The following is a 6,095-nucleotide window of genomic DNA, read 5'->3' as shown; positions in this document are numbered from 1 at the left end:
CTTATCGCGGGATGCGGCACGCAGGACAACATCCTCGAGACCGACCACTCAAAAGAGACAGCGGCCATGCTCTTTACCGACGCCGACATCGACGCGGCGGAACTCGATCTTGCCGGCAGTATAGAAGAACTCACCGGTACGGAAAGCTCAAATGACCTCGCCAGCGAGGCACCGGAAGTTGTGGAGGAGTTTAGCCTTGACGAATCCGCCATGGAAGATGACTTTTCCACACAGGCGGTGCTCCCTGGAGCAGGCGGCAACATCGCGTATATTCTCCACAATCCCAACTGCAATAACTGCCAGTGGCAACTCTATCTGGCCGACCAGAGCGATGACAAAAAGACCGGCTTGCTCGCCAGCGGCCGGGAAATAGAATCGGTAGCCGTTAGCTTAGACGGCAACACCGTCGTCTTCGCCATGAAAGCTCCTGACAACAGCAACTTCGAAGTCTACCGCATGATCGTAGATGCCAAGAGCATTACCCGCTTGACCACGACGAGCTATGACGAAAACAACGTCTCCATGTCGGCGAATGGCAACACCCTGGTCTGGGAGGGAAGCAACGCTTCGGGCAAGCGCGCTGTTTTTATTCGCACATATAGCGGCGCCACTTTTACCGAGAGCCTCCTAAGCGTAAGCAGTGACCAGTTGCAGCCTTCGGTAAGCGGCAATGGCCGTTATATCGCGCTGGTCCGCCCTGTAGCAAGCGCTCACTACGTGCTGCGCTACGACAGGACCAGCAACAGCTATGTGACTGCCTTTGGGAGCACCAATGTGCTCGAGCATCCCAGCGTCAGCAGTGATGGCGTTATGGTAGCCGGGCTAGAGCACCTGCCTAATGGGGACCGGGTGCTCACAAGGAACTTGACTACCGGCATCTTCAAACAACCTGTTTTTCGCTCGAGTGGCTTAGAACACCCGCACATTACGGCGGATGGCAACTTCTTAACTTACAGCGCCTTGCAGAGTGGCAGCTGGCAGGTCTTCACCATCAATCTAACAACTGGGCAAACCGCGCAAGCAGCTACTTCTACTGCCACGACCCTCAACCGCTACGCCCCGTTCTGGCAAAAGGCGGTTACAAAGACGAGCAGCTCGAGCGATGAAGACCCTCCCCCCGCGGCTGGCGAAGGCCTCTCCCTGCGCATAAGCGGCGGTTCCAGCGGCAGGAGCAGTCGGTATATCGGCGCCAACGGCGGCGGCAGCGTACCGCCCAAGATGAGCGACATCCGCGACCTCGGCCTCACTACCTACCGCCTCTTCGGCGGCATGCAGACCTTCGAACCCACGGACGACGACGGCAACTACGGCTCGCCGGCAATTGCCGACATGAAGCGCGTCCTCGCCGGCAACCCGTCCCGCGTCGACGACTTCGTCAACTGGGCTGCCTTCGACAAGAACATGAGGGGTACAGGAAGCATCCTGAGGGAGCTGTACACGGTGCCGGGCATGGAACCGATCATGGTCCTGCGCAACAGCGCCAACTGGGGCACCTTCTGGGTGCCGAGGATGAATGTCACCGGTGCCGGCTGCAAGACCTCGAGCGGCCAAACCATCGTCTGGCCGCAGTTCAGCAGCGCCGACTGGAACGAGTGGTGGCAGCACGTCTTCGCGGTGGTCTACTGGATCAACGTCCGCAACGGTTCCTCCATGCGCGTCGACCGCTGGTCGGCCTTCAACGAACCCAATCAGCAGAAGTCCTCGAACTCGCAGGGCTGGTGCGGCACCAAGGCGCAGTACCTCGAGTTCGTCAAGTACACCAACGACGCCATCGACTTCGTCTACAAGACCTACCTGCGGGACCGCCCCCGCTGGGTCCACGGCGGCGTTCTGTCGACGGCCAGCGGCTGGGAGGACTGGTTCAGGCCGATGCTTAGAAACAGCAGCAGCTTCCACTCCTCGATGTTCGACGTGATCGACATGCACCCCTACTACGCCAACATGTCGACCCGCGTCAGCGTGGCCCGCCGCCTCACCCGCGAGAGCGGCGTCGCCTCGGAGGTGCAGAACTATCCCATCTGGGCCAGCGAGATGGGTGAATTCAAGAGCGGTCAGTGGGATAACCTCCCGCTCGTCATCAACAGCCTCGTCAACAACCTGATCGGCGGCTCCACGCCGGGCGACGGCCGCGTCGAGGGCGCCGCCCTGTGGCGCATGTACGACGGCTCGAGCGACTCCTGGGGCCTGATCAAGCGCGACGGCAGCCGCCGCGCCGGCTTTTACGCCATGCGCCTGGCCGTCATGGCCCTAAACGGCGGCAAGGTGGTCTATCCCACGCAACTCGCAACCGCAAACTCGAACATCTCGGCCATCACCACCCGCGAGGGCTCGGGAGGCTACAACCTGCTCATGACCAACCGCTCCTCCACGGCCTATGCGGTCAACGCCGATGTCTCCGCCCTGCTCGCCTCGGGCAGCGTTGACGTCTACGTCTTTAGCTCCTCGCGCAAGGATGCCGCAAGCCTGACCCCGCTGTCTTCGTTCGGCTTTTCTGATGGTCGGCTGCCCGTCAACCTGCCTCCGTCCTCGGTCGTGCTCGTCCGCTTCCGTTCCTGACGCGGCAAGGCCTAGAAGCACACTCTCCTAGCTCATAGACGGCGGCTTTCTCAGCGCTCGGAACAGAGCGCCCTGCCGCCCAGCCGGAGTAGTCCCGCCGGCACCGGCGGCAGGGCGCTCGAGCCCTTCCCTAGCTCGAGGCTGCTGTCACGGTTGACCCGGTTGCCGGCCCAGTTACGACGGTTGCCGCCCGGCGCTCAGCCTGCTGACGATGAGCATGTTGAGGCTGACGCCCTCGCGCTCCGCCTCGAGGGCGAGTTGCCGGTGCAGGCTCTTGGGCACGCGAACGTTGAACTTGCCGCTATAGCTCTCGAGGGCGCCGGGCTGGGGAACGGGATCGCCATGCTCGAATAGCGACTCGAGGGTCAGGCGCTTTGAGAGGTTGGCCTCTTTGATGGCCTCCTCGATGCTCTCGCCGTCGCCATGAGCCGTGGCGCCGCCGAAGTCGGGATAGACCGCGTAGTAACCACCGTCCTCCTCGCTCAGAGGGCGAATCGAGAGCGGATACTTGAGGCTTAGGTAATATTCCAGGTTCTTCTCGTCGCCTAACATCTACTCCTCCAGTCTAAGCTTTTCAGCAAGCAGCTTGAGGTAGACGCGCTTGACGGTCTGACCGCCTTTTTTGGGGATGTCGATACGGGGCGCGCCCGCCTTGCGAAAAACGTGGTGGCTACCCTCAGAGTTGTCCTCTACATAGCCGTGCCACTCCAGAATCTTTTTTACTTCCGAGAAGCGCATTTCGGTCGGGAAGCCCAGCAGTTTGCCGATCAGTTTCTCAGAGCGGCTCAGGCCTGATAGTACCAAATATGGTGGCGCAGGTCACCGATACATGACGGCATGATACGCCCTGCTGAGGGCTCTTCAGCAGCGTGGCGACTCTTGTGCCGCTACCGCGCCGAGATTGCCGCGTTGCTTCGCACGACTTCGCCCCTTCGGGAAGCTGCGCGAACTCTTCGAGACGTTGCGCGAGTCCTACGGAGTGCTTCGCGAAACTCGCTTCGCTCCACCCTTCCTGCGAAGTGCTGCGCGAATCGGGATACTTCGCTCCTCGCAATGACCCATCAAAAGAAGGCTGGCTGACTACCAGTAAAAACCATCAGGCCTTATAAGATCATAGGCAAGAAAGGAGCCTACTATGGCTGTGCAGCTGGATTTACCTCAAGAGGTTGTTGAGGCCGTAGGATCCAAAATGCTCCAACAAGAGGTCTTGGAGGGGCTTCTCTTAAAGCTGGTGAGCGAAGGGCGAATGAGCCTGGGCAAAGCTGGAGGGCTCTTGAACATGAGCCGCTGGGAAGCAATCCAGTGGTACACCGGCCACGACCTTGCGTATCCCAATCTGGACGAGGAGGAACTCGAGGATGAGCTCAGACACGCCCACGAGGATTGAGGCCGTCTTCGATACGAGCCCCTTGATCCTGCTGGACTGTCTTAGCTACACGTCGCTATTGCCACGGCTTTACCACGTTTTTATTCTACCCCAAGTTGCGGTGGAACTCGCTGCGAAACCAGGAGATCCAGGGAGCCAGTTGCCCAAGGAGCCGTGGGTGGAGCAGCAAGCGCCTGACCGTGCGACGCTCACAAAAGTAAGAGCCGAGCTTGCTGCCGATCCTGGTGAAGAGGGGCTATTGCCCTGGCGCTAGACCGCTCAGCCTGGGTGGTACTGGATGATCTGAAAGCGCGGCGGTATGCCCGGCACATGAACCTCCGCAGTTCTTGTGAAGTTCTCAGGGCTAAGAGCCACAATCTGGCGAGGGCAAGGGGAGCAGCTTCCACAATTTCTTTTGCATGGCTACTTGCCCTTCGTCTGTACCGGGGTTGCGGTAGTCTGGAGGCCAAAAGCACGCCGTGCCGACACAGTGCTGACACAGTGCCGACACAGTGCCGACACAGTGCCGACACAGTACCAAGGAGGGCTAGTGTTTGCGGGGACGTCCACCCTTTTGTCCGTTGGCTTTCGCCGCGGCGGCCTTGGTGTTAGAGGTGATGCGTCCGCCTTTGCGACCCAACGCCGCCATCCAGGCGCGGGTGCCAAAGACGCCTGCGAGCAAGCCTGGGATGTGCATATCGACGTCGAGAGTTTCCCAGTGGAGACCGGTTCCAGAGGGGGTGATTTCGACCTCGTCGAGCTCTTCGGGAGGGGCACCAGCTAAGCCTTGAAGATGATCGGCAGGGACGCCAAGCCAGGCCCCGTTGGTAAACCCGATCACGACCTCATGCTTTTTAGGGTCGTAGCGAGCTGTTTTTGCGCGGGGTTCATGCGCGGCAGCATCGGCAGCGGCTTGCCTTGCTGCCGCGATCTCCTCGAGCTCTTCGGCTATCACATGGTTACTCATGGATCACTCTCCACCTTTTTAAGAGCGCGTCATTGTGCGCTTTGACAATGGTTAGGGCTCGAGCAGCGTCTCTGTCGCTCATGCCTTGCGTCACCTCCAGGAGCTTGGGGCGCTGACCGTCTATGCCCAAGCTGACTTTTGCTTCGCCCCCTGCTTTAAAGACGTGTACGTGTGCCGGTTCGTGGTCGTTGGTGTAGATGCGCACGTTGAATCCGTCTGCTCTGAGTACCGTCGGCATTCATGATTCTCGAAGCCCGGCACGCGTGTAACTACAGCACATGACGATGCAAAGACGATAGTTCAACATGTGCCCAGCTTAACCCAAGAGCTTGGGTTTTTCAAGCAGTCCCACCTTATCGGCGACGATATGCTGCATCACGGCCTTGGTTTCTTCTGCCGACATCGGTCTTCTCGTGACCTGTTAGATCATTTATAGTAAACTCAAGGCCAGAAGCGGAGGTCTGCGAATGGACGACATGAGCCCTCTCAACCCGCCTGTGGATAAGGATGCTGCCTCTTGCGAGGCTCTGGTTGACCACTACCTTGCAGAAATGAAGCGTCTTCAGCGGCAAATGGCTGGTGACCGCGATGAACTTCTGAGGCTACAGGCGGAAACGCGCGCCATTTTGGATGATGTGATGGTGACGTTGACAGCGGCATAACCATCAAAAGCTTTCTGAGCTGGCAAAGGCGCTCTTCACCTTTGGGGAGACGCTGCAGCAGAACCGCGCCGATCTCAAAAAACTTCAGCAGGAAGTGCGGCGGCTCTCAACTGCTTTGCAACTACTGGCGCGTGAGGTTCAGCACATGCGTGAAACTGAAAGGCAGGAGCGAGAAATGATGAAGCTCCAACTGGAGAATGCACTGCTCAGGCTCGAGCGCAGATTGTCGCCGGGCAAAGACGAAGGTGACGAATAATGGAGGCCTCGAGCCCTTGCCTAGCTCGAGGCTGCCGTCACGGTTGACCCGGTTGCCGGCCCCAGCTATGACGGCTGCCTCCCGGCGCTCAGCCTGCTGACGATGAGCATGTTGAGGCTGACGCCCTCGCGCTCCGCCTCGAGGGCGAGTTGCCGGTGCAGGCTCTTGGGCACGCGAACGTTGAACTTGCCGCTATAGCTCTGTCCTGGCTCGGGGATAGGATCACCGTGCTCGAGGCAGGACTCGAAGAAGAGCTCCTTGGAAACATCGGCATCGGCAATGGCCTCG

The 6,095-nt window shown here is 59.5% G+C and carries 8 protein-coding genes; 3 read left to right on the top strand and 5 right to left on the bottom strand.

The genetic code is table 11. The annotated features are described in order from the left end of the window. Window positions 1–2,556 (top strand): hypothetical protein (locus tag M3498_03790; protein MDQ3458417.1); only part of this gene is annotated, 2,556 nt, incomplete at its 5' end. A gap of 174 nt (window positions 2,557–2,730) precedes the next feature. On the opposite strand, the gene M3498_03785 is transcribed toward M3498_03790, so the two are convergent. After that, window positions 2,731–3,108, bottom strand: coding sequence for a toxin-antitoxin system HicB family antitoxin (locus M3498_03785; protein MDQ3458416.1), 378 nt, complete (start codon window positions 3,106–3,108; stop codon window positions 2,731–2,733). Next, window positions 3,109–3,360, bottom strand: coding sequence for a type II toxin-antitoxin system HicA family toxin (locus M3498_03780; protein MDQ3458415.1), 252 nt, complete (start codon window positions 3,358–3,360; stop codon window positions 3,109–3,111). 385 nt (window positions 3,361–3,745) lie between these two features. On the opposite strand from M3498_03780, the gene M3498_03775 reads away from it, so the two are divergent. Beyond that, on the top strand, window positions 3,746–3,943 hold the full coding sequence (locus tag M3498_03775; GenBank protein ID MDQ3458414.1) for a UPF0175 family protein: 198 nt from the start codon (window positions 3,746–3,748) through the stop codon (window positions 3,941–3,943). Between the two features lie 526 nt (window positions 3,944–4,469). Here the strand turns inward: M3498_03775 and M3498_03770 are convergent. Together M3498_03770 and M3498_03765 are read right to left on the bottom strand one after the other, a co-directional pair. After that, complete coding sequence (locus M3498_03770; GenBank protein MDQ3458413.1) at window positions 4,470–4,889, bottom strand: DUF2442 domain-containing protein; 420 nt, start codon at window positions 4,887–4,889, stop codon at window positions 4,470–4,472. After that, on the bottom strand, window positions 4,882–5,127 hold the full coding sequence (locus M3498_03765) for a DUF4160 domain-containing protein (GenBank protein ID MDQ3458412.1): 246 nt from the start codon (window positions 5,125–5,127) through the stop codon (window positions 4,882–4,884). The genes M3498_03770 and M3498_03765 overlap by 8 nt, the downstream gene beginning before the upstream one ends. Before the next feature lie 229 nt (window positions 5,128–5,356). Here M3498_03765 and M3498_03760 point away from each other — a divergent pair, with 229 nt between their 5' ends. Beyond that, window positions 5,357–5,551: a hypothetical protein gene (locus M3498_03760; protein ID MDQ3458411.1), complete on the top strand. Its 195-nt coding sequence runs from the start codon at window positions 5,357–5,359 to the stop codon at window positions 5,549–5,551. A gap of 321 nt (window positions 5,552–5,872) precedes the next feature. Here the strand turns inward: M3498_03760 and M3498_03755 are convergent. Next, window positions 5,873–6,095: toxin-antitoxin system HicB family antitoxin (locus M3498_03755; protein MDQ3458410.1), on the bottom strand; the 223-nt coding region annotated here is incomplete at its 5' end.

The sequence above is a fragment of the Deinococcota bacterium genome, assembly GCA_030858465.1.
Taxonomy (GTDB): Bacteria; Deinococcota; Deinococci; order Deinococcales; family Trueperaceae; genus JALZLY01.
This window is presented reverse-complemented; position numbering and strand designations above follow the sequence as displayed.

Coding starts and splice junctions, on each gene's coding strand:
- M3498_03775 (MDQ3458414.1), top strand. CDS start 3,746: ATGCTCCAACAAGAGGTCTTGGAGGGGCTTCTCTTAAAGCTGGTGAGC.
- M3498_03785 (MDQ3458416.1), bottom strand. CDS start 3,108: ATGTTAGGCGACGAGAAGAACCTGGAATATTACCTAAGCCTCAAGTAT.
- M3498_03770 (MDQ3458413.1), bottom strand. CDS start 4,889: ATGAGTAACCATGTGATAGCCGAAGAGCTCGAGGAGATCGCGGCAGCA.
- M3498_03765 (MDQ3458412.1), bottom strand. CDS start 5,127: ATGCCGACGGTACTCAGAGCAGACGGATTCAACGTGCGCATCTACACC.
- M3498_03760 (MDQ3458411.1), top strand. CDS start 5,357: ATGGACGACATGAGCCCTCTCAACCCGCCTGTGGATAAGGATGCTGCC.